We start from the raw sequence: 26,894 nt of genomic DNA, 5'->3' as shown, positions 1-26,894 counted from the left end.
GGCCGCGCAGCGCCGTCACATCAGAACGCGATGGTGCCCTGCAGGTACAGCGTTCGCGGCTGGCCGACGAACTTGCCGCCGTTGTTGTCGGTGGAGCGCGTGTAGTAGCGGCGGTCGAACAGGTTCTTGACCCCGATCGCCAGCTTCAGATCGTGCAGCTCTGGCCCGAAGTCGTAGCCGGCGCGCACGGCGACGGTGGAGTACCCGGGGATGTCGCCGAGGCGACCGGTCGGGTCTTCCTCGGTCACATAGGTCGCGCCCGGGGTGGGGGTGCCCGGCGAGCGCTGGCCGGACTGGGCGAACACATCGGCGTTGAAGGTCCAGCGGTCGATCGCATAGCGCGCGCCGAACGAGCCGACATTGCGCGAGTACAGCGGCAGGTCCTTGCTGGCAAACGCACCGGCGCGGGCGGTGGCCTCGGTCCAGGTGTAGGTCATCGACAGCTGCAGGCCGGTGAGTGCGTCGCTGAGCTGGCCCATGTCGTAACGCAGCGCCGACTCCGCGCCGCGGTGCCGGGTCGCGCCCAGGTCGGTCCACATGCCTTCGCCGACGATCGAGCGGGCCAGCTGCAGTTCCTTGTCGAAGTCGACGTTGAACAGGGTGAACTCACCGCTCAGGCCGCTGCCGTTGTAGTGCGTGCCCAGCTCATTGGTGGTCGCCGATTCCGGGTGCAGGCCCTCGGTGGTCGAGGCCAGCTGGCTATACTGCTGCGGGCCGAACGACTTGCCACCATTGGCGAACAGGGACCAGTGATCGCTCAGGCGGTACAGCACCGACAGCGTGGGCAGGGTCTCGCGCGAGTCGATGCTTGGGGTCAGCACGCTGCTGACCGCGCCACTGGCGGCCAGGTTGGTCACGGTGTTGAAGGTGCGGATGTCCTCCACACGCACGCCGGGGGTGATGGTCCAGTTGCCGATATCGATGCGGTCATCGATGTAGAACGCATGGGCGGTCGTGCCACCGCGGCTGGTCTGGTACGGGAGCAGCGGCAGATCGAAGCCGGCCACCGCCGCGCCCGGCGGGTAGTAGCGGGTGCGCGAGGCCACCTCGCTGCTGGCTTCCTTCAGGTAGCGGTAGCCCACGCTCACTTCCTGCACGACCGTGCCGGTGGTGAACAGGCGCGAATAGCGCGGCTCCACGCCCAGGTAGTGGTAGCTGCGCGGCGCGGCGGTGAGGCGGCGCTGGCCGCTGGTGGCACCGGTGCCGTCCTGCTCGATGTAGCTGCCGCGGAAGGAATCCACGTAGTAGCCCAGCACCTCGACATTGTTGCGGCCGTCGCTGAAGCTGTACTTCAGCGAGCCATCGCTGCGGCGCCCGTTGAACACGTCATACGGGCGGGTGGACTGGAACGGATCGGCGGCGTATTCGGCGGTGGTCAGGCCACCGGGCATGCGCCCGCTGCCTTCGAAGTGGTGCAGCGACATCGCCAGGTCGCCGGCGTTGCCCAACGCATAGGACGCCTTGAGCAGGACATCGTCGATGTCGGTCTTGTCATTGCTGCTGCGCCAGCCATCGCCGTGGGTGCCCGAGTACAGCAGCGCCGCGCCGAGGCCACCGTCGGTGGTGCCGCCCAGGAACAGGCTGGGGACGGTCTTCAGGTTGCCGCCCTGGCCGTACATCTCCGAGGCAAAGCCCAGCGAGCCGGCGACGTCCTTTGGAATCGCGCGGGTCACGAAGTTGATGATGCCGCCCACGTTCTGCGGCCCGTAGCGGACCGAGCCGGCACCGCGCACCACGTCCACCGATTCCAGGTTGCCCAGTGCCACGGGCGCCAGCGACAGCTGCGGCTGGCCATAGGGTGCGTAGGACATCGGCACGCCGTCCATCAACACGTAGGAGCGCGGCGACAGGCGCGAGGTGAGGCCGCGCACGCCCACGTTGAGCGACACATCGCTGCCGCCGGTGCCATTGCTTTCCTGCACCTGCACACCGGGAATCTGGCGCAGCACGTCACGCACGCTGGTCGAGCCGCTCTCGGCGATGCGCTGCGCCTCCACGATGCTGCGCGCACCGGGGTGCTCGAGCAGCTTGGCTTCGGTGGGGTTGTCCAGCCAGTTGCCGGTGACGGTGACGGCATCCAGCTGCGTGGCGTCGGGCGCGGCGGCCTGCGCTGCGGCCAGGCGCGGGGTGCAGGCCAACGCCAGGCCGATGGCGGCTGCGATGGCGGCGAGGGTGGGGCGGGCGGAAAGGGCGTGCATGGGTACGGCGGTCCGGTCGGGCGAGGGCAGGCCGCGCGCGTGCGCGCCTGGGGAAAAACCGGCGGATCGTACAGCAAATGGGAATCATCTGCGTTGTCAGGGCCCCGACCGCTTGCCCGGGTGCCTTCTGCGTGCAAGTCTGGGGCTGCGCCGGGCCGCCGGCGCAGCCAAGGAGGCGCGCATGCTCGAGGTGATCGATCTGCTGTTGGCCCCGCTGTTCAGGAAGCGAGGAACAGTCCGGGCAGTCTCAGGCGCGCACCCACCGCGCGCACAGCCCCACCAGCACCAGCGTCACCGCCACCGCGCTGAAGGCGAACACCAGGCTGCTGGCCTGCGCCACGAAACCGATCAGTGCCGGGCCTGCCAGCACACCGGCATAGCCGAGCGTGGTGATCGCCGGGATGGCCAGGCTTTCCGGCATGACCTTCTGGTTGCCGGCCATCGAGAACAGGGCCGGCACGATGTTGGCGCAGCCCAGGCCGACCAGGGCATAACCGCACAGGGCCAGCGGCATCCAGGCAGCGAAGGTTGCCAGCGCGAAGCCCGACGCCGCGACCAGGCTGCCGATCAGGATCGAACGATGGCGGCCGAGCCTGGCCACCACGCCATCGCCGACGAGACGGGTCACGGTCATCGCGATGGCAAAGGCCAGGTAGCCCAGGCCGGCGCGCGAGGGATCGACCTGCTGCACTTCATGCAGGAACACCGCGCTCCAGTCCAGCACCGAGCCTTCGGCCAGGAACGCCACGAAACACAGCACCCCGATCGCGAGCACCACGCCGTGCGGCACCGCGAACATCGGCGCATCACTGGGGGCCTTGTCGGTCCGCCAGTGCGGCAGCGAAAGGGCCAACAGCGCGGCCATCACCGCCGACGCCAGCAGGCAGACCAGCCACGGCGGCAGGTGGAACGCGAGCAGGGCGGTCATCGCGCCGGCACCGACGGCACCGCCGATGCTGTAGAACGCGTGGAAGCCGGACATCATCGGCCGGCCGCTGTCGCGCTCGACCATGATCGCCTGCATGTTCATCACGCAATCGCAGGCGCCCACGCCGGCACCGAACACGAACAGCACCAGGCCCAGGGTCAGCGGTGAGGGCGCGACGGCGAGCAGGGGCAGGGTGGCGATCACCATCACCAGCGTGGCGATCATGACCGCGCGGCAGCCGTGGCGTGCGGCGAGCATGCCGGCGATCGGCATCGCCAGCAGCGAGCCGGCGCCCAGGCACAGCAGCACCAGGCCCAGCGAACCTTCATCCAGCCCGGTGCGGTGCTTGGCGAACGGGACCAGCGGCGCCCAGGCAGCGGTGGCGAAGCCGGGCAGGAAAAAGGCGGCGCGGGTGGCGTGCTGCTGCCCGCGGGCGGCAACGGAAGAGAGCGGGGTCATTGGTCTGGAGATTCCTGGGAAAGGGTCAACGGCGCGAGACGAGCTGGATATCCACGCCGCGACGGACGAATGCATCGATCTGCGGCGCAGGCGCATCGGCTTCGAGCACCAGCACATCGATGTCATCGACGGTGCCGATGCGATGGCTCGCCTGGGCGCCGAGCTTGTCGTTGGTGGCCACCACCACGCAGCGGCTGCTGGCGGCCAGCATCGCCCGCTTGAGGGCGGCTTCTTCGCCATCGACTGCCCACAGCCCCTGCTGCGCATCCACTGCGCAGGTGCCGATGAAGAACAGATCCACGCGCAGTCCGCCCATGGCCTCCAGTGCCTGCGCGCCCACGGTGGCGCCGATGCGAGGGTCAAGGCGGCCGCCGATCAGCGTGACCTCGATGCCGCCGCGCGCCATCAGGGTGAGCGCGATATCCGGTGCATTGGTCAGAATATGCAGGCCTTCCAGCGCTGGCAGGCAGGCGGCGATGGCGCTGTTGGTGGAACCGGCATCGAGCAGAACGGTGTCGCCGGCCCGGATCTGAGCGGCGGCCTCGCGTGCCAGTGCCTGTTTCTGCGTTTTCTGCACGGTTTGGCGGGCACTCAGCGGGGGAAAATCCGGGGTGGCGGGCAGTGCGCCGCCATACACCTTCCGGCACAGGCCCTGCTGCGCGAGATCGCGCAGATCGCGGCGAATCGAGTCCTCGGAGACTTGAAGGTCCACTGCAAGCTGGGCGGAAAGAACCCGGCCGTGTCGCTGGAGCAGGCCGAGGATGGTCTGCTGGCGTTCACTGGGGAGCGTGTCCGGGGCGGGTGTCATGGCGAAAGCGGCCTGTGCTGAGTCTGCGTGTTCATGCGCATTCTATTGAAATGCGCATGAACGTGCAAATTCCCAGCGACCGCATTCAACGCCTTGCTCCCTCGTAAGCCCGGCTGTCGAACATGACCCTCGCCGGCGTCGCTGGCCTCCATGTCGACTCTGGCGTCGCTGCCATCGTTGGCGTCACCGCCATCGCCGCCATCGCCGCCATCGCCGCGATCACCGCGATCACCGCGATCACTGCCATCACTGCCATCACTGCCATCAACGGCACGGAGGTCTGGAGAATGTTCTGCGTCACGACATTGGTTTGATCCAGAACCAGAAGGCATGTCGATATGCATTGCGCACCGCACTCGCCAACGGTAGGTGCGCGCACGGTTTTCATCGAATCTGAAAGATTCATAGAGTGCAATGCGCGCGGCGTGCAAGGCGTTGTGGACCGTTTTCGGCAGCGGCGTCCCGCGCAGTCAACAAATCGTCGCCGAGGGTTCACAGTCCATTGATTCAGCGGGAGTGTAGATTCGATCCACAGGTCGAGGTTGTGTCTCCGACCGATTCTTTTCCAGGCAGATCACGCTTCGTCCTGTGCGTATCACGCGCGGGGCGGCGAGTGGCTGCGCCATGCCTCCCCCGTTGAGTCTTCCCCCAATGTCCGCTCGCAATCGCACCCGTGAGGTCTCCGCCGCCAAGGCCGAGGCCCTGGTCAAAACCGATGCCCTGCGTGCGCGCCGGCGCCGCATCACGCAGACCGTCGTGCCTGGCGACCACATCGAACGTGCCTGTGGCCGCGACCATCGCGTGCTGTTTGTCGTCTCGGAGATGGCCGACTACATCAAGGCCGGTGGCCTGGGTGATGTCGCCGCCTCGCTGCCGCGTGCGCTGCGCGACCGCGCGGACATGCGCGTATTGATTCCCGGCTATCGCGAGGTGCTCGAGCGCACCGGGCCGATCCAGGTGATCGGGCAGACCCCGGCGCACGCGGCGTTGCCAGCCTGCGTGATCGCACACACCGTGCTGGACGACGGATTGCCGGTCTACGTGCTGATCTGCCCGGAGCTCTATGAACGCGACGGCTCGCCGTACGTCGACGCGGCCGGGGAGCCGTGGGCCGACAACGCGGTGCGCTTTGCCACGCTGTCGCGCGCGGCGGCGGTGATCGCCGCAGGTGAGGCCGGCATGGACTGGACGCCGGGCCTGCTGCACCTCAATGACTGGCCGTGCGCGCTGGCCGCAGCCTACGTGCGCTGGTCGGGCAGCAAGGCCTCGTGCCTGCTCACCATCCACAACCTGGCCTACCAGGGCCTGTTCCCGGCCAGCCTGGCCGCGGACCTGGGCATCGCCGAGGCGCAGCGCGAAGCGCTGGATTTCCACGGGCAGCTGTCCTTCCTGCGCGGCGGCATCGTGCATGCCGACCAGGTCAATACGGTCAGCATCAGCTATGCCGCGCAGATCACCGCGCCGGCGGAGGGCTGTGGTCTGGACCGGCTGCTCTCGCGCCGTGCAGCGCTGGGGCACCTGAGCGGCATCGTCAACGGCATCGACAGCAGCTGGGACCCGCGCACCGACCATCACCTGCCGGTGCACTTCAGCGTGCAGTCCTGCGAAGGGCGCGACCACAACGCGCGCCATGTCCGGCGTGCGTTCGGCCTGCCCGAAAGCCGGGGCCCGCTGTTCGCGGTGGTGTCGCGGCTGGTCCACCAGAAGGGCCTGGACCTCACCTGCGACGTCGCCCCGCAGATCGTGGCCGCCGGTGGCCAGCTGGTCATCATCGGCGGTGGCGAGCCACAGATCGAAGCGCAGGTGCGTGAACTCGCGCGCCGCTATCCGGGTAGCGTCTCGGCCTACATCGGTTTCGATGAAACGCTTGCGCGCCGCATGTTCGCCGGCGCCGACTTCCTGCTGATGCCATCGCGGTTCGAGCCGTGCGGCCTGAGCCAGATGTACGCCCAACGCTTCGGCTGCCTGCCGATCGCGCACGCCACCGGCGGCCTGATCGATACCGTGGACGATGGCGTCACCGGCTTCCTGTTCAACGGCGCCGAAGCCGATGCGCTGCGCCGCTGCGTGCAGCGTGCATTCCGTACCTTCCGTCAGTCCGGGCTGATGGCGGCCATGCGCCGCGCGGCGATGCTGCGCCCGAGCGGCTGGGATATCGCCGGCACGCATTACCTGGATCTTTATCAACGCACCACGGAAGCACGCGCATGAGCACGCAATGGGAACTGGATGCCGGGATCGAGCCCGGCGGTGAGAGCGTGTCCGCAGCACCATTGGCCGAGGCGGCGTTGTCGCCGGCGCGGGCGTCGATTGCCGCCGGCGCGCCTGGCGATGCCTTCGCGCTGCTGGGTCCCCACCGTGATGCCACCGGCGCCTGGCGCCTGCACGTGCTGTTCCCGGCCGCACTCGCGGTCCTGCGCCGCGACGCGGCCGGCCACTGGCGGCCGATGGCCGCCATGGGCGAGGGCATCTTCCAGGCGCCCATCGAGGGGCCCGTGGTGAGCCTGCTGCGGGTCGATTGGGGTGGCGTGCAACAGGAGATCGAAGACGTTTACGCCTTCGGCCCCGTGCTGGACGAGGACGCGCTGGCCGGCATCGCCGCCGGCGACCCGAACAGCATCCGCGTGGCGCTGGGTGCACACCAGGTACAGCAGCAGGGCATCGATGGCGTGCGTTTCGCCGTCTGGGCCCCGAACGCGCGCCGTGTTTCGGTGGTGGGCGACTTCAATGGCTGGGACGGGCGGCGTCACCCGATGCGGCTGCGCCATGGCGCTGGCGTGTGGGAGATCTTCCTGCCGCGCGTGGAGGCCGGCGCGCGCTACAAGTTCGAGATCACCGCGGCTGATGGGACCCAGCTGACCCACAAGGCCGACCCGATGGCCCGCCAGTCCGAGCTGCTGCCGGGCACGGCCTCGGTAGTGGCCGATGGGGCGCAGCGTGCATGGCAGGACGACGCCTGGATGCAGGCGCGCGCATCGATGGATGACCGCGCGATCTCCATCTATGAAGTGCACGCCGGTTCCTGGCGGCGCGGTGAGAACGGCGACGTGCTCGACTGGGACCAGCTCGGCGACCAGCTCATTCCCTACGTGACGGGCCTGGGCTTCACCCATATCGAACTGCTGCCGGTCAGCGAGCATCCGTTCGGCGGTTCGTGGGGCTATCAGCCGCTCGGCCTGTACGCCCCCACCGCGCGGCACGGTGGGCCGGACCGTTTCGCACGCTTCGTCGATCGCTGTCACCAGGCTGGACTGGGGGTGATCGTGGACTGGGTCGGCGCGCATTTCCCATCCGATGCGCATGGCATGCAACGTTTCGACGGCACTGCGCTGTATGAGCACGATGACCCGCGCCAGGGTCTGCACCCGGACTGGGACACGCTGATCTACAACTTCGGCCGCAGCGAAGTGACCGGCTTCCTGATCGGCAGCGCACTGGAGTGGATCGAGCGGTTCCATATCGATGGCCTGCGCGTGGATGCCGTCGCCTCGATGCTGTATCGGGACTACAGCCGCGAGGACGGGCAGTGGATCCCCAACGCGCACGGTGGCCGCGAGAACCTGGAAGCGATCGCCTTCCTGCGCGACCTCAACGATGCCATCGCCCGGCAGGCACGCGGCGTGCTGGTGATCGCCGAGGAATCCACTGCGTGGCCGGGCGTGACCGCCCCCAGCGGCGAGGGCGGGTTGGGCTTCACCCACAAGTGGAACATGGGGTGGATGCACGACACGCTGAGCTACCTGGGTCGCGACCCGATCCATCGCTCGCATCATCACAGCCAGATGACCTTCAGCGCGATGTACGCCTTCTCCGAGCAGTTCGTCCTGCCGCTCTCCCACGATGAAGTGGTGCACGGAAAGGGATCGCTGCTGGGCAAGATGCCCGGCGACCGCTGGCAGCAGCTGGCCAACCTCAGGGCCTACCTCGGTTTCATGTGGGCCCACCCGGGCAGCAAACTGCTGTTCATGGGCGGCGAATTCGCGCAATGCACGGAATGGAACCACGATGCCCAGCTGGACTGGGCACAGGCGTCCGAGCCGGCACACGCGGGCGTGGCGCGGATGGTCGGCGACCTCAACCGGCTGCTGCGCGAGCTGCCGGCGCTGCAGCACGGCAACCGGACCGAGCAGGGATTCGAGTGGAGCGTTGGCGACGATCACGTCAACAGCGTGCTCGCCTTCATCCGCCACGATCCGCGTGGGAGCGCCGGCCCGCTGCTGGCGGTCAGCAATTTTACCCCGATGGCGCGCCACGGCTATCGCGTAGGGGTGCCGCACGCCGGGCGCTGGCAGGAAGTGTTCAACAGCGACAGCCGTTTCTACGGTGGCAGTGACATCGGCAACCATGGGCAGGTCGATACCCTGCCGATCGCGATGCACGGGCACGCGCAGTCACTGGCCTTGACCCTGCCGCCACTGTCCACCGTGTTCCTGCAGGTGGAGGGGTGACGGCGGGAGAGCGATTCGGCGCCTGGCGGCAGCCTGGAGGTGACCATGTCTTCCGACTCTGGGCGCCGGCCGCGCAGTCCGTGGAGCTGCTGCTCGACGGCGAGGCGCTGCCGATGCAGGCAGCCGACGACGGCAGCTACTGGATCCGGCTGGTGTGTGCACCGGGGGCGCGCTACCGCTACCGCATCGACGGGACGCTCAGCGTTCCCGATCCGGCCTCGCGCTGGCAACCCGAAGGGCTCAACGGCCCCAGTGCCGTGTTGGACGAAGATGGCCATGCATGGCAACACGCCGATTGGGCGGGCAGGCCGTGGGAGGAAGCCGTCCTCTATGAAGTGCACGTGGGTGCTGTGGGCGGCTACGCCGCGCTGCAGGCGCAACTCCCGGCACTGGCAGCGATGGGCATCACCGCTCTTGAACTGATGCCCCTGGCCACCTTTCCGGGTACGCGCAACTGGGGCTACGACGGCGCATTGCCCTACGCGCCGGCCGCGGCCTATGGCAGCCCGGACGAGCTCAAGGCGCTGATCGACCACGCGCATGCGCTGGGCCTGATGGTGCTGCTGGACGTGGTCTACAACCACTTCGGCCCGGAGGGCAATCATCTGCCGCAGTATGCGCCCGCGTTTTTCCGTGACGACGTCTCCACCCCGTGGGGTGCGGCGATCGACTTCCGGGAACCGCACGTGCAGCGCTTTTTCATCGACAACGCTCTGATGTGGCTGCGCGAGTACCGGTTCGATGGCCTGCGCCTGGACGCCGCGCACGCGATCCAGCCGCCGTCGTTCCTCGCCCAGCTGCGCGAGGCGATCCAGACGCACGGGCCGTCGCACCAGGTGCACCTGATCCTGGAGAACGAGCACAACACCGCCTCGCTGCTGGCCGATGGTTACACCGCGCAGTGGAATGACGACTTCCACAACGCGCTGCACGTGTTGCTGACCGGCGAAACCGAGGGCTACTACGCTGATTTCGCGGCCAACCCGACCGCACAGCTGGCGCGGGTGCTGGCCGAGGGATTTGCCTGGCAGGGGGAAGTCAACCGCCTGGGGCACCGGCGGGGCGAACCCAGTGCGGGGCTGTCGCCGGCGCACTTCGTGATCTTCGCGCAGAACCATGACCAGATCGGCAATCGCGCCTTCGGCGACCGCCTGCAGACCCTGGTGTCGCCCGAGCGGCTGCAGGTGGCGCTGGCGCTGGCCGCCCTGACACCGATGATTCCCTTGTTCTTCATGGGTGAGCCGTGGGGCGCACGCGAGCCTTTCCTGTTCTTCACCGATTTCGATGCGCCGCTTGACCAGGCGGTACGCGATGGACGCCGTGCCGAGTTCAGCCTCTTCAGTGCCTTTGCCGATCCGCAGGCGCAGGCCTCGATCCCCGACCCGAATGCCCTGGCGACCTTCCAGGCGTCGCAGGCGCCGCTGCCGTCGGCCGAAGCACGTCAGCAGAACCCGTGGCTGGCGGCCTTCCGCAGCGTGCTGACCCTGCGCTGGCAGTATCTGGTGCCGCAATTGCGGCACGCACGCAGCCTAGGCGCGAGCGTGCTCGGCAACGGCGCGGTACGCGCAGGCTGGCAACTGGGCGATGCCCAATGGTGGCTGGCCTTCAACCTTGGCCAGACCGCCGTGCTCGCCGATCTGCCTTATGGCGAAACCGTGCTGCAGCTGGGCGAGGTCGGGCACGGCCAGCTGCTGGCACCGGCCGCGCTGCTGGTGCGGCGCGTGGCGGCATGAACGCCATGCCCGCGCTGGCCAGCCTGGCCGAGGCCGCCGGGCTGCTGATCCGCTGGGAGGACGTGCACGGCACGCCGCGCATCGTCGAACAGGACACACTGCAGAGCGTGCTGGACGCATTGGGCTGGCGCGCGGAAACACCGGCGCAGTGCCAGCAGAGCCTGCAGCATTGCCTGCACGAGCGCGCCGCTCCGTCGCTGCGCACCGTGCAGCTCGGTGAGCCCCTGCTGCTGGATGTGGAAGGCGCGGGCGAGTGGTGCGATGAACGCGGTCACACGATGCCGGCGACGCGGGCGCGAGCCGGTGTCTGGGTAGTGCCGGATCAGCCCGGCTACTGGCGCCTGCGCGTCGGGCAGGATGAGCATGCCGTGGCGGTGGCGCCGACGCGCTGCTTCAGCGTGGCCGATGCTACCGGGCTCGGCGAGCCGCGCAGCTGGGGCGCGGTGCTCCAGGTATATGCCGCGCGCCGTGCCGGAGATGACGGCATCGGCGACAGCAGTGCTGCACAGCAGTGGTGTGAGCGCATTGCCGCCGCCGGTGGCGATGCGGTGGCGCTGAGCCCGCTACACGCCGCGGGCCGAATCGATGCGTCCTTCAGTCCCTATTCGCCGAGTGACCGTCGCTTTCTCGAGCCGGTGTATGCCGGCACGCTGGAGGAGTGGGACATGGCCGAGGACGATGCGCCGGACCCGACGCCGGCGGATGGCCTGATCGACTGGGCCGGCGCGGCGGCACGCAAGTGGCATCGCCTGCAGCAGTCGTACCAGCGGTTCACCCAGGCACCAGAGGCACTGCAGCGTGATCTGCGTGGCTTCGAGCAGGAGGGCGGCGCCGCACTGGCCGCGTTCGCACGATGCAACGCCGCCGCGATGGGCCAGCGCGATCCAGCGTTGCAGGTGCATGCGCAATGGCGCGCTGCGCGCAGCTGGCAGCAGGCGCAACGCCGCGCGCAGGAGGCCGGCATGGCACTGGGCCTGATCGCCGACCTGGCGGTCGGCTTCACCGCCGATGGCGCCGAGGCGGCCGCGGCTGCCGACACCGCCCTGCGTGGGCTGGTACTGGGTGCACCGCCGGACGCCTTCGCCCCTGACGGACAGGTCTGGGGCATCAGCAGCTACTCGCCGGATGGATTGCGCCGCAGCGGCTTTGCGCCGTTCATCACCCTGCTGCGCGCCGTGATGCGTGACAGGGGCGGGGTGCGTATCGACCACATTCTCGGCCTGCAGCGGCTATGGGTGGTGCCACACGGCGCGGGCTCGGGGCAGGGGGTGTACCTGCGCTATCCGCTGGCCGATCTGCTCAATCTGCTCGCGCTGGAATCCTGGCGCAACCGCTGCATTGTCATCGGCGAAGATCTCGGGGTCGTGCCGCCCGGGATTCGTGACACGTTGGCCGCGCGCGGCGTACTCGGCATGGATGTGCTCGCCTTCACCCGCGCGCCGGACGGCGACTTCCTGCCGCCGGCGCAGTGGCGGAGTGACGCCGTCGCACTGACTGGCACCCACGATCTGCCAACGCTGGAAGGCTGGCAACACGGCGATGACCTGCGCTGGCGGGCGCGCCTGGGCGCAGCGCCGGCCGCCGATACCGCGCAGGCCATGGCCGCGCGGCGCGAGGACGTGGCGCGGCTGGCCCGCGCGGTCGGCACCGATGGCGCTGCGCCGGATGCCCTCCGGCTGGCCGCGCTGCGGCAGGTGGCTGCCAGCCCGGCGCCGTTGGCGCTGTTGCCGGTGGAAGATGCGCTGGGCCTGCGTGGCCAGGTCAATCTCCCGGGCACGGTCGCCGTCCACCCGAACTGGCGCCAGCGCCTGCCATCCCCGTTGCCGTTGCGGGCGCTGGACCGTTCGCTGCAGCAGTTCGCCGCGGCCCGCCGCCGCCAGGAGCATTGAGATGGTTCCGTTCCGCGCCACCGCCCGCCTGCAGCTGCACGCCGGCTTCGATTTCGACGCGGCCCGCGCGCAGGTGGATTACTACGCTTCATTGGGCATCAGTCACCTGTACCTGTCGCCGATCGCCAGCGCGGTGCCCGGTTCCACGCATGGCTACGACGTCATCGATCCCACCACGGTCAATCCGGAGCTGGGCGGGGAGGCCGGGTTGCAGCGTCTTTCCGATGCCGTGCGCGCATGCGGGATGGGCCTGATCCTGGATATCGTGCCGAACCACATGGCGGCGCATTCGCTCAATCCGTACTGGGCCGATGTGCTGGCCCACGGCAAGGCCAGCGCGCATGCCGGCTGGTTCGACATCGCCTGGCGCGCACCGGGGCGTGACGGCAAGCTGTGGCTGCCGGTGCTGGATCGGCCGCTGTCCAGCGCGATCGCCGACGGCGTGCTCACCGTGCAGCGCGCCGCCAACGGATCGGCGGGCGTCGCGCACCACGGCACCGTGTATCCGCTGGCCCCCTCCACCTGGGCCGGAGGCGCGTCGGAGCTGACGGCACCGGCCCTGGCCGGCGTGCTGGCGGCGCAGCCGTACCGGCTGGCGTGGTGGCGCAGTGGCGATGACCGGATCAACTACCGTCGCTTCTTCACCATCGCCTCGCTGGTCGCGCTGCAGATGCATCGCTGCGATGTCTTCGAGACCGTGCACGCACTTCCGCTGCGCCTGGTGGCGGAGGGACGGGTGGATGGCCTGCGCGTGGACCACGTGGATGGACTCCGCGATCCGGCCGGTTACCTGCACCGGCTGCGCGCAGCGCTGGATGCTGCCGGCGCCCGCCGTGGGCTGTCGCCTGGCGCGCTGGGCCTGTGGGTGGAGAAGATCCTGGCGCCGGATGAAGCATTACGGGCGGACTGGCCGTGCGATGGCACCACCGGCTACGACTTCATGGACCAGGTCGGTGCATTGCTGCACAGCGGTGCCGGTGGCAACCCGCTGACACGGCACTGGCAGCAGGTCACCGGTGACCCACGAAGCTTCCGCGAGGTGGAACTGGAGGCCCGGCGCGACGTGCTGGAGCACGGCCTGCGTGCCGAGTTCGATGCCTTCGTCGCGCGCCTCGTCCGCCTTTCGCGCCTCACCGGCGGTGTCGCCGCCGACTTCGGCAGGCCCCTGCTGGCGCGCGCGGCGTTATCGCTGTTGAGTCACTTCCCGGTGTACCGCAGCTATCTCACCCACGCGGCCCCGGGCGCCGAGGATCGGCGGCTGTGGCAGCAGGCCATCGAGGCGGCCGTCGCCGGCAGCGCGCCGGACCAGGTGGCTGCGATCGAGCAGATCGCCGCCTGGGTGCTGGCGCCGCCATCGCAGGAGGATGACCCGGTGCTGCATCGCCGCTGCCTGGCGCTGCGACAGCGGGCCCAGCTGCTCAGCGCGCCGCTCAACGCCAAGGCAGTGGAAGACAGCAGCTTCTATCGGCATGCGCCGCTGTTGTCCCGGAACGAGGTCGGCAGTCATCCAACGGTACTGAGTGTGTCGGCACCGCGTTTTCATGGGTTCATGCGCGCCCGCCACGACCAGCACCCGCGCAGCCTGCTTGCCACGGCCACGCATGACCATAAACGCGGCGAAGACGCCCGGATGCGATTGGCGGTGGTGTCAGCGTGGCCCGAATGGTGGCTGCGCCAGGTGCGTAGCTTCGAACGGCTCGCAGCGCCCCTTGGTGCCGGTGCACTGCGTGCGGCGGACCGCGAGATGCTGTGGCAGACACTGGTCTCGGTCTGGCCGGCCGAGGGCGGATCAGGCGCTGATCTCGCTGCGCGCGTGGTGCAGTGGCAGGCCAAGGCGCTGCGCGAGGGTGGCCAGCGCAGCAGTTGGGGCCATCCGGATGAGGCTTACGAGTCGTGCGCGGCGGCCGTGGTGGAAGCATTGATCGACAGCGATGCCGGGCAGGCGTTCCGCGCGGCCGTGCAGGACGTCGTGGCGCGCATCGCGCCGGCCGGCGCGCGTTTCAGCCTGAGCCAGACCGCGCTGCGGCTGAGCGTGCCGGGCGTGCCGGATCTGTACCAGGGCACCGAAGGCTGGGATCTGTCATTGGTGGACCCGGACAACCGGCGGCCGGTGGACTATGCGTTGCGTGCGCACTGGCGCCGGGATGGGCGTGCGTGGCCAGTACTGCTGCAGGGGTGGCGCGATGGCGTAGCCAAGGCGCGCCTGGTGCAGACCCTGCTGCAGGCCCGGAGCAGCGCCCCGGAGCTGTTCGCGCTGGGCGGCTATGTGCCATTGCCGACCACGCTGCCCGAACGCGTGCTGGCCTTCGCGCGCGAACACGGCGCGCAGCGGCTGATCGTGGTCGCCGCGATCGCCACCACCGTGCGTCCCGCGCAGGAAGTCACGGCGGCGTTGCCTGCCCGGTTCTGGGGCACGGGCCGCGTGACGATTCCGCAGGGGCGCTATCGCAATCTGCTCACCGGCACGTCGGTAGAAATCACCGACCCCGATATTTCCCTGCGGGCGCTGTCCGATGGCAGCCCCGTGACCCTGCTGATCAACGAGTGAAGCAAGCGCAATGGACGAAAACGAACGACGTGAACGCATCGGGGCCCTGGCCCGCCAGATCTGGGAAGCCGAAGGCCGTCCGGACGGGCAGGACCAACGGCATTGGTTGATGGCCGAACGGCTGTTCGATGCCGAGCTGCAGGCCGCGGGCCACACCGTCGAGACGCGCCGATGAGTGCCCGCCAGTTTGCCCAGTCCTCGCGCCTGCGGGGCGGACGCCCCTTCCCGTTGGGGGCCACCTGGGATGGTCTGGGCGTCAACTTCGCGCTGTACAGCCGGCATGCGACCAAGGTCGAGCTGTGCCTGTTCAACGAGCGTGGCCGTGAGGTCGAGCGCATCGTGCTGCCCGAGTACACCGATGAAATCTGGCACGGCTACCTGCCGGACGCACGGCCCGGCCAGCGCTACGGCTACCGGGTGCATGGTCCCTACGCACCGGAAGCCGGGCACCGGTTCAACCCCAACAAACTGCTGCTGGATCCGTATGCCAAGCAGATCGTCGGCCAGCTCAAGTGGGCGCCGGCGCTGTTCGGCTACACGATCGGGCACAAGGACAAGGACCTGAGCTTCGACAAACGCGACAGCGCGCCATACATGCCGCGATGCGCCGTGGTCGATCCGGCCTTCACCTGGGGCCGCGACACCGCACCGGCCACGCCGTGGGAGGACACGGTCATCTACGAAGCCCACCTGCGCGGCCTGTCGATGCTGCACCCACAGGTGCCTGAGCAGGCACGTGGCTCCTTTTCCGCGCTGAAGCAGGACGCGCTGCTGGATCACCTCCGCCAGCTCGGCGTGACCGCGCTGGAACTGCTGCCGATCCATGCCCACGTGGACGACCAGCATCTGCTCGAGCGCGGCCTGCGCAACTACTGGGGCTACAACACGCTGGCCTTCTTCGCGCCCGAACCGCGCTTCATGTCCACCTCCACCATCGCCGAGTTCAAGCAGATGGTGGCCTGCGTGCATGACGCCGGGCTGGAAGTGATCCTGGACGTGGTCTACAACCACACCGCCGAAGGCAACGAGCTCGGCCCGACGCTGTCGTTCAAGGGCATCGACAATGCCAGCTACTATCGGCTTGCCGATGACCCGCGCTACTACATCAACGATACCGGCACCGGCAACACGTTCGACCTGACCAATGCCGGTGCGCTGCGGATGGTGATGGACTCGCTGCGCTACTGGGTGCAGGACATGCACGTGGATGGCTTCCGCTTCGACCTGGCCACCATCCTGGGCCGCGAACGCGCCGGCTTCGATCCATCGGGCAGCTTCATGGATGCCGTGCGCCAGGACCCGGTGCTGAGCCAGGTCAAGCTGATCGCCGAGCCGTGGGACATCGGGCCGGGCGGCTACCAGCTGGGGCAGTTCGCACCGGGCTGGGCCGAATGGAACGACCGTTTCCGTGACAACGTGCGGGCACTGTGGCGCGGCGATGGCGGCCAGCTGGCCGAGTTCGCCACCCGCCTGATGGGCTCGGCCGATCTGTTCAACCACAAGGGGCGGCGGCCGGCCGCGTCGGTGAATTTCGTCACCGCCCACGATGGCTTCACCCTCAATGACCTGGTCAGCTACAACGACAAGCACAACGAGGCCAACGGCGAAGACGGGCGCGACGGCAGCGACAACAACATCTCCTTCAACCATGGCGCCGAAGGCCCCACCGACGACGAGGGCATCAACACGATCCGGGCGCGGCAGATGCGCAACATGCTGGCCAGCCTGCTGCTCGCCCAGGGCACGCCGATGCTGCTGGCCGGTGACGAGTTCGCGCGCAGCCAGGGCGGCAACAACAACGCCTACTGCCAGGACAACCCGCTCACGTGGATCGACTGGCAGCAGGCCGCCAGCCCGGCAGGCCGCCAGCAGTCGCTGTTCGTACGCCGGCTGCTGTCGTTGCGACGCCGCTACCCGCAGCTGCGCCGCGGCCGCTTCCTGGACGCCCGCGACGAGCAGGGCGAAGGCTATGACGTGCGCTGGCTGCGCCCGGATGGCCAGCCCATGGAAGAGGGCGACTGGCACGATGGCGAGGCCCGCAGCCTGGCGCTGCACCTGGGGGCCGCCCGTCAGGAAGACACGCCGCGCGGCCCCGAGCATGCGCACCTGCTGTTGATGTTCAATGCCTCGCACGCGCCGCAGGCGTTCGTGCCGCCCCTGATCGACGATGAACACTGGCGCGTGTTGATCAGCACCATCGACGGTGCGCCGCTGCAGGCGGATGCGGAAGGCCACTGGCCACTGCCGGACCGCGCGATCGTGGTGCTCAGCAGTCGCCGCAACCGCCATTCCGACACGGAAGGGTGAGCTGGACGCTGCCCTCCCGGCACGACGCCGTGCCGGGAGGTCGCGGGTCAGCGCTCCTGGTCCAGCTCGCGCCGGACCACGCCGGCCACCCAGTCCATGAACGCCGCCACCCGTCGCGGTAGATGACGGCGTTGCGCGTAGAGCAGGGTCACCGGCATCGGCTCTGCTTTCACGTCCGCGAGGATCTCCACCAGGGTGCCCGAGGCCAGTGCCTGCCGCACGCCGAGCAGCGGGACCTGGATGATCCCCAGCCCGGCCAGGGCTGCGGCGGTATAGCCCTCGCCACTGTTGACCGTCAGCGCACCTCCCATGGGCAGGCTCTGATAGGTCTGCCCGTCGTGATACTCGAATCCGGGTGAACGCTGACCGAGGGTGCTCACGTAATGCACCAGCGCGTGGCCGGCCAGGTCGGCCAGCGTGGTCGGCGTGCCCCGAGCGGCGAGATAGGCCGGGCTGGCGCAGTTGATGATCGGCAGCTGGCCCAGCGGGCGGGCCACCAGGGTGTTGTCGTCCAGTGGACCCACCCGGAGCACGCAGTCGAACCCTTCGCGGATCAGATCGACCCGGCGGTCGGTACCGCTCACTTCCATTTCCACGCCAGGGTGCTGGGCCAGGAAGGCAGGCAGCTGCGGTATCACCAGTTGCCGGGCCAGCCCGCTGGACATATCCACCCGCAGGCGCCCCTTCAGCTGCGCCGTATCGACCCGGAACATGCCCTGCAGGTCGTCCATGTCATGCAGCAGATCGTGTGCCCGCGCCTGGAACTGGGCGCCGTCGGCGGTCAGCTGCACCCGGCGGGTGGTCCGATGCAGCAGTTGCACACCCACATCCGCTTCCAGCCGCTGCACGGCCAGCGACACACTGGCCTTGGGGAGACCGAGGCTGTCGGCGGCGCCGGTGAAGGAGCCGAGTTCGGCCACCCGGAGGAAGCAGCGCAGGTGATCGAGGCGATCCATGGATTGTTCGTGATTATTGGATAGTCAAATCAGCATCCGCCGATTTATCCGCGCACGCAACACCAATAGGCTGAGAGCCATTCCCACAACGCAGGTGTACTGACATGCGCAACGCAACCCGAGTCGTCCTGATCACCGGCGGCAGCCGTGGCCTGGGCCGCAATGCCGCCCTCGCACTGGCCGCCGACGGCGCCGATATCGTGCTCACCTATCGCAGCCAGGCCGGCGCCGCCCAGGAAGTGGTCGCGCAGATCGAAGCACTCGGCCGTCGCGCGGCCGCGCTTCCCTTGGACATGGCCGACAGCGCCGGTTTTGCCGCCTTCGCCAGCCAGGTCCGCAGCGTGCTTGATGGCTGGGGCGAGACCCATCTGCAGGGCCTGCTCAACAATGCCGGCGAAGGCCTGCACGCGATGATCGCCGACACCACGGTCGATCAGTTCGACGCCCTGGTCGCGGTCCATCTGAAGGGACCGTACTTCCTGACCCAGGCGGTGTTGCCGCTGCTTGCCGATGGCGGCCGCATCCTCAACGTCTCCAGCGGGCTGGCACGCTTCTCGCTGCCGGGCAGCTCGGCCTACGCGATGATGAAGGGTGGCATCGAAGTGTTTACCCGTTACCTGGCCAAGGAACTGGGCGCCCGCGGCATCAGTGCCAACACGCTCGCCCCCGGCGCGATCGAAACCGACTTCGGTGGCGGCCGCGTGCGCGACGACGCGCAGGTCAATGCGATGGTGTCCTCGGTCACCGCGATGGGCCGCCCGGGCAAGCCGGACGACATCGGTCCGGTGGCCGTGGCGCTGCTGTCGCCGCAGACGGCGTGGATCAACGCGCAGCGGGTGGAAGCGTCGGGCGGCATGTTCGTTTGAGATCGCGGGCGGTCAAAGCGGCCATCGTGTGGCACGCGCGGTTCTCATTGCTGGCAGCGGATCGAGGGCCGGTCACGACCGTGGGTCGTGACGCTCTCGGTTGATCGAGTGAGAATGGTTCGCATCAAGCGCCGTCAATGGCTATGATGCGGGTCCTTCCGCCACGCTCGAGCCTGCCTTGAAGACTGCTTCGCCACTCAGCCCGATGGGCCGCGTCTTCGCCACGGTGGCCTTCGTCGAAGCCCTGACATGGGCCGGCCTGTTGATCGGCATGTACTTCAAGTACCACGCAGCGGATCCAACGCCGGTCGGCGTCAAGGTGTTTGGACCGGTGCACGGCGTCGCCTTCATGGTCTACGTCGTGGTGTCGGTCCTGGCTGCAATCCGCTTGCGTTGGCCGTGGTGGGCCGCACTGCTGGCACTGGCCGCGGCGGTGCCGCCGCTGGTCACGCTGCCGCTGGAATGGTGGTTCAAGCGCCGGGGGCTGTTGTCCGCGCCGCTGCGTTGAAGCTTCCACGGCAAGCCCGCGCAACCGCGGGCCTGCCGTTCAGGGCGTCACCCATCGCCCAACACCGCCAGGATCTGCTTCGGCGTCTGGAACCCCGCCAGTCGGGCGGTTTCGTGACCGTCGCGCACCACCAGCAGCGTCGGTGTCTGGCGCAACCCCAGCTCGCGGAACAAGCCCTCACCCACGGTTTCCAGCTTCACCTTCAACACTGTCATCCCGGCCTCCGCGATGGCGCCGGAGACACTGGCCAACGACATCTCCAGCATCCGGCACCCGGGGCAATCGTCCTTGTGGAAGTCCACCAGCAGCGCAGGGTGTTCGCGCAGGGCGGCGTGGTAATCCTCAGCGGTCCGGGCGTGCAGGGTCAGCATGTCGTGGATGTCTCGGTAGTGGCCAACACGGCGTCGGTCCAGTGGTGGATGGCGTGGGTGTCGGCGGCGCCGTGCGGCATCTGCTCGATCTCCAGCACGGGGTACGGGGAGTGGAAGAAGCGCGCCAGGCGGTGCGCGGCGCCGCAGTAGTACTCGTCGCCCCATTGGGTCTCGCCGGTGCCGAACACCGCGGCCGGGAAGGGCAGGGGCAACCCGAAACGGTCCCGCAGCGCGGCCACGCAGTCCTTCATTTCCGCCGGGGTGCGCCCGGCGTTGTCGGTCCATGAGCCAAGCAGGCACAGGGCGGGGGATCGGCGGGCAGGGCCAGGGCGATGTCGCCGGCATCGACGTCGAGCCAGTCCACGCGGTGGCCCAGCGCTTCGCAGCGGGCCCGGACCAGCATGGCGACCTCGCGGGTGTTGCCGCTCAGCGAGGCGAAGGCCAGCAGGATATGCATCGGCATGCGTCCTTACAGATCGTCGAAACCGTTGTCCGAATTGGTCTTCTTGTAGCTGGCGTTGCGCATCTCGAAGAAGTCGGTCTTGGTTTCGGTGAAGTTGTCGGCGTAGGCCTTGATCCACGGCATCACGTTGACGTTGGTCTCGCTGTACAGCTTCTCGATCCCGAGCATGCCGGCCATCTTGTTGGCGCGGTACTTCACGTAGCGGATCATCTCGTCCACATCGATGCCGTCGATGCCGTCGAGCACTTCCCCGGTCCAACGCGTCTCCAGCTGGATGGCGTGCTCGAAGGCCTCGTGTACGTAGGCGGTCAGCTGCTCGCCCTGCAGCGCGGGGTTCTCACCGATGATGGCGCGGATCAGTTCGCTGATGAACTTGGTGTGGGCCAGCTCGTCGCGGTTGATGAAGCTGATGATCTTGCCGGTGCCGGTCATGCGGTTCTGGCGGACCAGGTTGTAGAAGAACGCGAAGCCTGAGTAGAAGTTGATGCCTTCCAGGATCGAGGACTGGATCAACGCGCGTATCAGCGTCTCGGCGGTCTTCTCGCGCATGAAGTCATCGTAGGACTGCATGATCGGTGCATTGCGGGCCAGGATGGTCGGGTGGGTACGCGCGATCTCGAACACCCGGTTCTGGTCGGCCAGGCCGGCGATCGAGGCCAGCACGTAGCTGTAGCTTTCGTTGTGGATCACTTCCTGCTGGCCGATGATCGCCGCGTTGGCGTGCGCGGCCGGGTCGGTGATGTACTCGGCGACGTTGTAGATGAAGCGCGTCTGCGGCGAGTCCAGCGTGGCCAGCAGGCCGATGATCGAGTCGTAGGCGTTCTTCTCGCGGGCATTGAGCTCACCGTACTGGCGCGCGTCACCCTTCATGTCGACTTCGTCGGGAATCCAGAAGTTGGTCGATAGCTCCTTGTACGCCCGGTAGAACGACGGGTAGGGGATGTCGTTCCAGTTGAGGATGCCACTGGTGCGGCCGTTGATGATGCCGGTGGAGCGGTTGGGGTGGCGCGGTTCGAGGATCTTGATGCGTTCGAGGGGGATGGCCATGGGGGTGTGTCCTGGAGCAGAGCCCCCTGAGTCAGGGGGCGGCCGCGAAGCGGCGGGGGTCTGGGTGGTTGTAATGCGGGGCCCATGGTTTGCACAGCGAACCATGGGAGCGTCAGCGCGAATGCGATGCGCCTACCCGCACCATTCGCATTCGGCGATGTCGATATCGTTGGAGCGCACGTAGTAGGTCGTCTTCAGCCCTTCGCGCCAGGCACTCATGTGCAGCGCGAGCAGGGTGCTGGCGCGGATGGTGCTGGGCACGTACAGGTTGAAGCTGATCGACTGGTCCACGTGGCGCTGGCGGCGGGCGTTCTGGCGGATGCTGGCGAACTGGTCGACCCGGTAGGCGCCTTTCTCGTAGTACGGATAGGTCTCCAGCGACAGGTCCGGCGCAGCCACCGGCCGGCGGAAGTCCTTCTTTTCTTCGTAGTAGAAGGCGCCGTACACCGGGTCGATCGAGGCCGTGGACCCGGCGATCTGGGCGGTGCTCATGTTCGGGGCCACCGCCATCAGCCAGCCATTGCGTAGGCCGTTGACGCCGACCTGCGCAGCTAGTTCGCGCCAGGCCGGGCTGTCATAGCCACGGGCGCGGAAGTACTCGCCGTTCTGCCACTCGCTGCCGACGAACGCGCTGTAGCGCCCCTTTTCCTTGGCCAGGGTCATGCTGGCCTGGATGGTGAGGTAGTTGATGCGCTCGTACAGGCTGTCCGCGTAGTCTTCGGCCTGGGGCGAGTTCCACTCGATCTGCTGCAGGGCCAGCAGGTGGTGCCAGCCGAAGGTACCCAGCCCGATCGCGCGGTACTTGCGGTTGGTGATGGTCGCCTGCGGCACCGGCAGCTGGTTGAGGTCGATCACGTTGTCCAGCATCCGCACCTGGATCGGCACGAGGCGCTCGAGCACGTCGCTGGTCAGCAGGTCCGGTGCGGCCGTGACCGCACGGCCCAGGTTGATCGAGGACAGGTTGCACACCACGAAATCGCCGGCCTGTTTGGTCGTCACGATCTGGTCGCCGCTGATCATCTCCTGGATCATGCGGGTGGGGCTCATGTTCTGCAGGATCTCGGTGCACAGATTGCTGGAGTAGATGCTGCCGGCATGCTTGTTCGGGTTCTTCCGGTTCACTTCGTCCCGGTAGAACATGAAGGGATTGCCGGTCTCCAGCTGGCTCACCATGATCCGCTTGAACAGGTCGATGGCCTTGATCGTGCGCCGGCTGATCCGTTCGTCGGCCACGACCTCCTCGTACTTCTCGCGGAAGCTGCCCTGGCCGCGCTGCTCATCGTGGAAATCCTGCAGGTACCAGCCCTTGATCCGCTTCACCTCGTACGGATCGAACAGGTACCAGTCGCCACGGCGCTCCACCGCTTCCATGAACAGGTCGGGCAGGCACACCGAGGTGAACACGTCGTGCGCGCGCAGGCGCTGGTCGCCGTTGTTCAGGCGCAGATCGAGGAAGGCCTCGATATCGCGATGCCAGACATCCAGGTACACCGCGATCGCGCCCTTGCGCTGGCCGAGCTGGTCCACGCTCACCGCAGTGTTGTTGAGCTGCTTGATCCACGGCACCACGCCGCCGGAGGAATTGGCCACGCCCCGGATCGATGAGCCCGCCGAGCGCACATAGCCCAGGTATGCACCCACCCCACCGCCGTGCTTGGAGACGCGTGCCACGTCGGTGTTGGAGTCGTAGATGCCCTGCAGGCTGTCGTCCACCGTGTCGATGAAGCACGAGGACAGCTGGCCGCCGACCTTGCCGGCATTGGCCAGGGTCGGCGTCGCCACCGTCATGTACAGGTTGGACAGCGCCCAGTAGGCCTCGCGCACCAGCAGCATGCGCCGGCGGCGCGAGCGTTCGCCATGCTCGTGTTCGTGCTGCATCAGGTACAGCGCGATGGTCAGCCAGCGTTCCTGCGGCAGCTCGTACACGGCACGCGAGTGATCGGTGGCCAGGTAACGGGTCGCCAGCAGGTACAGCCCGTTGTAGGCGAACAGCGTGTCGCGCTCGGGCTCGATCATCTGCCCGGCTTCCTCCAGTTCATCCTTGGAATACGCCTTGAGGATGTCGATCGAGTAGACGTTGCGGTCGGCCAGGCTTTCCTGCAGCCCCACGTACGAGCCGTACTTCAGCGTGGCATCGTAGAAGCGGTTCTTGCTGGCGCGCTTGTACAGCCGCCGCAGGTAGAGGCGGGCGGCGAAGTGCTCCCAGTCCGGCGCGGTCAGGTCGATGCGTGATTCGGCCTCGCGGATCAGCAGGTCCACCATCTCATCGGCGCTGAGCTGCTGCCGCCGGGCGATCTGCCCGAGCACGCTGCGCAGATAGTCGGCCACGTCCAGTTGCGGGAACTCGGCATGCACGCTGTGCACCGTGCGTTCCAGCCGCGCCTGGTCGAAGGGCATGCGTCGGTTGCCGCCCTCCTTGGTGATCCACAGTGTTTCACCGCCGGTGGCGGCATCCACGGCGGTGTCGGTGGGTGGGGTGGCGGTCGAGGCGACGGTGTCGTCGGTGTTCATGCGTTCTCCATGCATGGCGCAGTGCCCAGCAGGCGACGCGGCAGAGCCGTGCGGCAGCCGGACAGAAGGCGTGATTGGTGGGCAGGCCCTGCGTGTGCAGGAATACGTCGCCGCAGGCTCATATCGGTGGCAACGGGCCTTGCTTCCAGGCGCCGGTCAGGGGATACGACGGGGCGTTCTACTGCGACGCGGCGTCGTGACGGTGCACCGGGCCTGGCGGAAGCGGGGAGCCGATGGACACAACATAGTGGGGTCGTGGTGGATCGTCAACCGTAGATGTAGTGCTTTTTTGTCGCAGGGGGCGGCGGGCCCGGCGACATGAACACCCCGTACAGCCTGCACTATCAAACGCAAATGCGAGCCGTTATCATTTGATGGATCACAGGGCGGTGATGCATTCGCAACCGGATGGCAGAACCGCGCGCGCCCCGGCGCACCGCGTGGTTCAACTTCTTATTGGCTGTGGTGTTCAATGTCTGCACGTCCTGTCGTATCCGGTTTGCCCGCCCTCGTTTCCGCCGCGCTGCTCGGCACCATGGCAATGATGGCGTTCGTGTCCGTGATCGGCCCGGTGGTGCGGGTGTTGGGCCTGGCCGAATGGCACGCCGGGCTGTCGGTCACCGCGGCCGGCGTGTTGTGGATGCTCGCGGCCCGCCGTTGGGGGGCGCTCAGCGATCGCATCGGCCGCAAGCGCGTGCTGCTGATCGCACTGGCCGCTTACGCAGTGATCTATCTGGGGCTGGCGGTCTTCGTGGATGTGGCGCTGACTTCACCGCCGGCCATCTGGGTTTCGGTGCTGGTGCTGGTCGGCACGCGTGCTCTGGTCGGCCTGTTCTACGCCGCCGTGCCACCGACCGCCGCAGCCATCGTTGCCGACCAGGCTGCGCCGGGGCAGCGCGGCAGCGTGATGGCCAAGCTCGGCACCGCCAATGCGCTGGGCATGGTGCTGGGTCCTGCCGCCGCCGGCTGGATCGCCTATAAGAACCTCTCCCTCACGCTGTATGTGGCCGCGCTGTTGCCGCTGCTGTCGTTGTTGATGATCTGGTGGCGCCTGCCGAACACCCCGCCGGTCGCCCCGACGCACAACGGCCCCAAGCCAACGCTGGGGCTGGGCGATGCACGCCTGCGGCTGCCGTTGCTGGCCGTGTTCGCCGCGATGATCTCGGTGACCATCGCCCAGGTCACGGTCGGCTTCTTCGCCATCGACCGCCTTCAATTGTCGCCGGCAGATGGCGCACGCATGGCCGGGCTGGCGCTGACCGCGGTCGGCGTCGGGCTGATCTTCGCCCAGGGCCTGGTGATGAAGCTCAAGGACATCCGCCCCACGCGCTGGATCGTGGTCGGCGCGCTGATCTCCGGTCTCGGCTTTGCGTCGGTCGCGCTGGTCAGCGTGCCGTGGCAGCTGCTGGCCAGCTACGCGGTCGCGGCGTTCGGGATGGGCTTCGTGTTCCCCAACTTCCAGGCGCTGGCCGCCGATTCGGTGGAGGCGCACGAGCAGGGCGCCGCCGCCGGCACCGTGGCCTCGGTGCAGGGCATGGGCATGGTGGTCGGGCCGATGATCGGCACACTGCTGTACCGGTGGTCGCCCAGCGCGCCGTATCTGCTGGTCGGCGCGGTGCTGCTGGTCCTGGCGGTCTCTGCCGCGATCCACCGCCAGCGGGGTGCCGCATGAACGAGATGCTGATCAACCAGGCAGCCGATGAGCTGACCCACGCGCCCACCATCGACATGGCCGACGCCCCGTACTTCCTGTTGCGCAGCCCGCAGCAGGCACTCGAAGCGCAGGGCATGCGTGCGCGTTTGCCATCGGGGCCCACCGCCACGTTGGCCGAACGTGTAGAGGCTTTCTTCGCCGCACCGCGCTCCGGCCCGCGGCTGCTGGTCGGCGCGGTGCCGTTCGATCCCGAGCAGGCCGATGCGCTGTACCAGCCGGATCACGTGTCCGGCCAACCCGCGGTGGTCCGCGTTGAAACCCCCACACTGGTCGGTGACGTGCTGGCTGAACCGCCTGCGCAGGCCTATGCAGGCGCGGTCGCCACCGCCGTCACGGAACTGCAGCGCGCCGATAGTGCGCTGGAAAAGGTCGTGCTGGCCCGCAGCCTGCGGGTCACCACCGCGCAGCCACTGCACCCGCGGGTGCTGGCCGCGCGGCTGGGCAGGGATCCGAGCGTAGCCACTTACGTGGTGCCGGTGCCTTCAGAAGGCGGCCCCGGTCCTGCCTGGCTGGTCGGCGCCACTCCCGAGCTGCTGGTCTCCAAACGTGGCGAGCGCGTGCTGTCGCATCCGCTGGCGGGCTCGGCACGTCGTTCGGCCGATCCTGCCGAAGATGCCCGCGCCGCCGAGGCGCTGCTGGCCTCGGCCAAGGACCATGAAGAGCACCGCCACGTGGTCGAGGCCATCGTTGAAGCGCTGACGCCGCTGTGCCATCGCGTCGAGGCGCAGCCCCAGCCTACGCTGCATGCCACCGCCACCATGTGGCACCTGGGCACGCGCATCCACGGCACCCTCAAGGACGCATCGGTCTCCTCGGCCGCGCTGGTGGCACTGCTGCATCCCACGCCGGCGGTGTGCGGGACACCACGCCACCCCGCACTGGCGCTGATCCGCCAGGCTGAACCGGTCGCGCGCGGTTTCTATGCCGGCGCAGTCGGCTGGACCGATGCCCAGGGCGATGGCGACTGGTACGTGGCGATCCGCTGCGCGCGCGTGCAGGGCACGCAGGTGCGCCTGTATGCCGGTGCCGGCATCGTCGCGGGCTCGCAACCCGATCTCGAAGTGGCCGAAACGGCTGCCAAGTTCATGGCCCTGCTGACCGCGCTCGGCGTCCATGACGTTCGTCCATTCTGATGTGCGG

The 26,894-nt window shown here is 68.1% G+C and carries 18 protein-coding genes and 2 pseudogenes; 12 read left to right on the top strand and 8 right to left on the bottom strand.

All coding sequences use genetic code 11. The annotated features are described in order from the left end of the window. Positions 1–20: 20 nt before the first annotated feature. The 3 genes from BIZ42_RS00785 to BIZ42_RS00775 form a co-directional block, all read right to left on the bottom strand. Positions 21–2,198, bottom strand: coding sequence for a TonB-dependent siderophore receptor (locus tag BIZ42_RS00785; RefSeq protein ID WP_070425242.1), 2,178 nt, complete (start codon positions 2,196–2,198; stop codon positions 21–23). A 247-nt stretch (positions 2,199–2,445) separates the two neighbouring features. Then, complete coding sequence (locus tag BIZ42_RS00780) at positions 2,446–3,585, bottom strand: MFS transporter (RefSeq protein ID WP_070425241.1); 1,140 nt, start codon at positions 3,583–3,585, stop codon at positions 2,446–2,448. A gap of 25 nt (positions 3,586–3,610) precedes the next feature. After that, the gene (locus BIZ42_RS00775) at positions 3,611–4,393 is read right to left on the bottom strand and encodes a DeoR/GlpR family DNA-binding transcription regulator (RefSeq protein ID WP_070425240.1); all 783 of its coding nucleotides are present in this window, start codon (positions 4,391–4,393) and stop codon (positions 3,611–3,613) included. Positions 4,394–4,515: 122 nt separating this feature from the next. Here BIZ42_RS00775 and BIZ42_RS19475 point away from each other — a divergent pair, with 122 nt between their 5' ends. The 8 genes from BIZ42_RS19475 to glgX all read left to right on the top strand — a co-directional run bounded on the left by BIZ42_RS19475 (position 4,516) and on the right by glgX (position 17,318). Then, complete coding sequence (locus tag BIZ42_RS19475) at positions 4,516–4,707, top strand: hypothetical protein (protein ID WP_070425239.1); 192 nt, start codon at positions 4,516–4,518, stop codon at positions 4,705–4,707. 337 nt (positions 4,708–5,044) lie between these two features. Beyond that, positions 5,045–6,604: a glycogen synthase GlgA gene (gene glgA, locus BIZ42_RS00765; RefSeq protein WP_257785233.1), complete on the top strand. Its 1,560-nt coding sequence runs from the start codon at positions 5,045–5,047 to the stop codon at positions 6,602–6,604. Then, on the top strand, positions 6,601–8,841 hold the full coding sequence (glgB, locus tag BIZ42_RS00760; RefSeq protein WP_070425238.1) for a 1,4-alpha-glucan branching protein GlgB: 2,241 nt from the start codon (positions 6,601–6,603) through the stop codon (positions 8,839–8,841). The genes glgA and glgB overlap by 4 nt, the downstream gene beginning before the upstream one ends. Then, entirely contained in the window at positions 8,838–10,574 is a 1,737-nt protein-coding gene (gene treZ, locus BIZ42_RS00755) for a malto-oligosyltrehalose trehalohydrolase (protein WP_083279745.1), read from the top strand. The genes glgB and treZ overlap by 4 nt, the downstream gene beginning before the upstream one ends. After that, positions 10,571–12,463, top strand: a complete 1,893-nt coding sequence (locus BIZ42_RS00750; protein WP_070425236.1) for a 4-alpha-glucanotransferase — start codon at positions 10,571–10,573, stop codon at positions 12,461–12,463. Before treZ ends, BIZ42_RS00750 begins: the two co-directional genes overlap by 4 nt. Before the next feature lies 1 nt (position 12,464). Beyond that, positions 12,465–15,011, top strand: coding sequence for a malto-oligosyltrehalose synthase (gene treY / locus BIZ42_RS00745; protein ID WP_070425235.1), 2,547 nt, complete (start codon positions 12,465–12,467; stop codon positions 15,009–15,011). 10 nt (positions 15,012–15,021) lie between these two features. Continuing rightward, complete coding sequence (locus tag BIZ42_RS19165) at positions 15,022–15,186, top strand: DUF2934 domain-containing protein (protein ID WP_019184616.1); 165 nt, start codon at positions 15,022–15,024, stop codon at positions 15,184–15,186. Continuing rightward, entirely contained in the window at positions 15,183–17,318 is a 2,136-nt protein-coding gene (gene glgX, locus BIZ42_RS00740) for a glycogen debranching protein GlgX (RefSeq protein WP_070425234.1), read from the top strand. Before BIZ42_RS19165 ends, glgX begins: the two co-directional genes overlap by 4 nt. A 47-nt stretch (positions 17,319–17,365) precedes the next feature. Here glgX and BIZ42_RS00735 read toward each other — a convergent pair whose 3' ends face one another. Further along, positions 17,366–18,274: a LysR family transcriptional regulator gene (locus BIZ42_RS00735; RefSeq protein ID WP_070425233.1), complete on the bottom strand. Its 909-nt coding sequence runs from the start codon at positions 18,272–18,274 to the stop codon at positions 17,366–17,368. Between the two features lie 104 nt (positions 18,275–18,378). On the opposite strand from BIZ42_RS00735, the gene BIZ42_RS00730 reads away from it, so the two are divergent. Together BIZ42_RS00730 and BIZ42_RS00725 are read left to right on the top strand one after the other, a co-directional pair. Then, positions 18,379–19,140, top strand: a complete 762-nt coding sequence (locus tag BIZ42_RS00730) for an SDR family oxidoreductase (protein ID WP_070425232.1) — start codon at positions 18,379–18,381, stop codon at positions 19,138–19,140. A 205-nt stretch (positions 19,141–19,345) separates the two neighbouring features. Further along, positions 19,346–19,648, top strand: coding sequence for a DUF3817 domain-containing protein (locus BIZ42_RS00725; RefSeq protein ID WP_037553548.1), 303 nt, complete (start codon positions 19,346–19,348; stop codon positions 19,646–19,648). A gap of 47 nt (positions 19,649–19,695) precedes the next feature. Here BIZ42_RS00725 and BIZ42_RS00720 read toward each other — a convergent pair whose 3' ends face one another. The 4 genes and pseudogenes from BIZ42_RS00720 to BIZ42_RS00705 all read right to left on the bottom strand — a co-directional run. Continuing rightward, a complete protein-coding gene (locus BIZ42_RS00720) occupies positions 19,696–20,019 on the bottom strand; it encodes a thioredoxin family protein (protein WP_070425231.1) in 324 nt (107 codons plus the stop codon). After that, a pseudogene (locus BIZ42_RS00715) lies at positions 20,013–20,476 on the bottom strand (flavodoxin). Before BIZ42_RS00715 ends, BIZ42_RS00720 begins: the two are co-directional and overlap by 7 nt. A 12-nt stretch (positions 20,477–20,488) precedes the next feature. Beyond that, entirely contained in the window at positions 20,489–21,529 is a 1,041-nt protein-coding gene (locus BIZ42_RS00710; protein WP_070425230.1) for a ribonucleotide-diphosphate reductase subunit beta, read from the bottom strand. Between the two features lie 132 nt (positions 21,530–21,661). Continuing rightward, a pseudogene (locus BIZ42_RS00705) lies at positions 21,662–23,962 on the bottom strand (ribonucleoside-diphosphate reductase subunit alpha); the annotation flags it as partial. Between the two features lie 550 nt (positions 23,963–24,512). Between BIZ42_RS00705 and BIZ42_RS00700 the strand changes: the two are divergent. Continuing rightward, the gene (locus tag BIZ42_RS00700; protein WP_070425228.1) at positions 24,513–25,712 is read left to right on the top strand and encodes an MFS transporter; all 1,200 of its coding nucleotides are present in this window, start codon (positions 24,513–24,515) and stop codon (positions 25,710–25,712) included. Next, positions 25,709–26,887, top strand: a complete 1,179-nt coding sequence (locus tag BIZ42_RS00695; RefSeq protein ID WP_070425227.1) for an isochorismate synthase — start codon at positions 25,709–25,711, stop codon at positions 26,885–26,887. The genes BIZ42_RS00700 and BIZ42_RS00695 overlap by 4 nt, the downstream gene beginning before the upstream one ends. Positions 26,888–26,894 lie beyond the last annotated feature (7 nt).

The sequence above is a fragment of the Stenotrophomonas sp. LM091 genome (assembly GCF_001806305.1).
Classification (GTDB): Bacteria; Pseudomonadota; Gammaproteobacteria; order Xanthomonadales; family Xanthomonadaceae; genus Stenotrophomonas; species Stenotrophomonas bentonitica_A.
The sequence above is the reverse complement of the archived record's forward strand: the minus strand, read 5'-3'. Positions and strand labels throughout refer to the sequence as shown.

Bases quoted from the DNA above. Each gene is read 5' to 3' on its own strand.
- BIZ42_RS00785 (WP_070425242.1), bottom strand. From the start codon at position 2,198: ATGCACGCCCTTTCCGCCCGCCCCACCCTCGCCGCCATCGCAGCCGCC.
- BIZ42_RS00780 (WP_070425241.1), bottom strand. From the start codon at position 3,585: ATGACCCCGCTCTCTTCCGTTGCCGCCCGCGGGCAGCAGCACGCCACC.
- BIZ42_RS00775 (WP_070425240.1), bottom strand. From the start codon at position 4,393: ATGACACCCGCCCCGGACACGCTCCCCAGTGAACGCCAGCAGACCATC.
- BIZ42_RS19475 (WP_070425239.1), top strand. From the start codon at position 4,516: ATGACCCTCGCCGGCGTCGCTGGCCTCCATGTCGACTCTGGCGTCGCT.
- glgA (WP_257785233.1), top strand. From the start codon at position 5,045: ATGTCCGCTCGCAATCGCACCCGTGAGGTCTCCGCCGCCAAGGCCGAG.
- glgB (WP_070425238.1), top strand. From the start codon at position 6,601: ATGAGCACGCAATGGGAACTGGATGCCGGGATCGAGCCCGGCGGTGAG.
- BIZ42_RS00750 (WP_070425236.1), top strand. From the start codon at position 10,571: ATGAACGCCATGCCCGCGCTGGCCAGCCTGGCCGAGGCCGCCGGGCTG.
- treY (WP_070425235.1), top strand. From the start codon at position 12,465: ATGGTTCCGTTCCGCGCCACCGCCCGCCTGCAGCTGCACGCCGGCTTC.
- BIZ42_RS19165 (WP_019184616.1), top strand. From the start codon at position 15,022: ATGGACGAAAACGAACGACGTGAACGCATCGGGGCCCTGGCCCGCCAG.
- glgX (WP_070425234.1), top strand. From the start codon at position 15,183: ATGAGTGCCCGCCAGTTTGCCCAGTCCTCGCGCCTGCGGGGCGGACGC.
- BIZ42_RS00735 (WP_070425233.1), bottom strand. From the start codon at position 18,274: ATGGATCGCCTCGATCACCTGCGCTGCTTCCTCCGGGTGGCCGAACTC.
- BIZ42_RS00730 (WP_070425232.1), top strand. From the start codon at position 18,379: ATGCGCAACGCAACCCGAGTCGTCCTGATCACCGGCGGCAGCCGTGGC.
- BIZ42_RS00725 (WP_037553548.1), top strand. From the start codon at position 19,346: ATGGGCCGCGTCTTCGCCACGGTGGCCTTCGTCGAAGCCCTGACATGG.
- BIZ42_RS00720 (WP_070425231.1), bottom strand. From the start codon at position 20,019: ATGCTGACCCTGCACGCCCGGACCGCTGAGGATTACCACGCCGCCCTG.
- BIZ42_RS00710 (WP_070425230.1), bottom strand. From the start codon at position 21,529: ATGGCCATCCCCCTCGAACGCATCAAGATCCTCGAACCGCGCCACCCC.
- BIZ42_RS00700 (WP_070425228.1), top strand. From the start codon at position 24,513: ATGTCTGCACGTCCTGTCGTATCCGGTTTGCCCGCCCTCGTTTCCGCC.
- BIZ42_RS00695 (WP_070425227.1), top strand. From the start codon at position 25,709: ATGAACGAGATGCTGATCAACCAGGCAGCCGATGAGCTGACCCACGCG.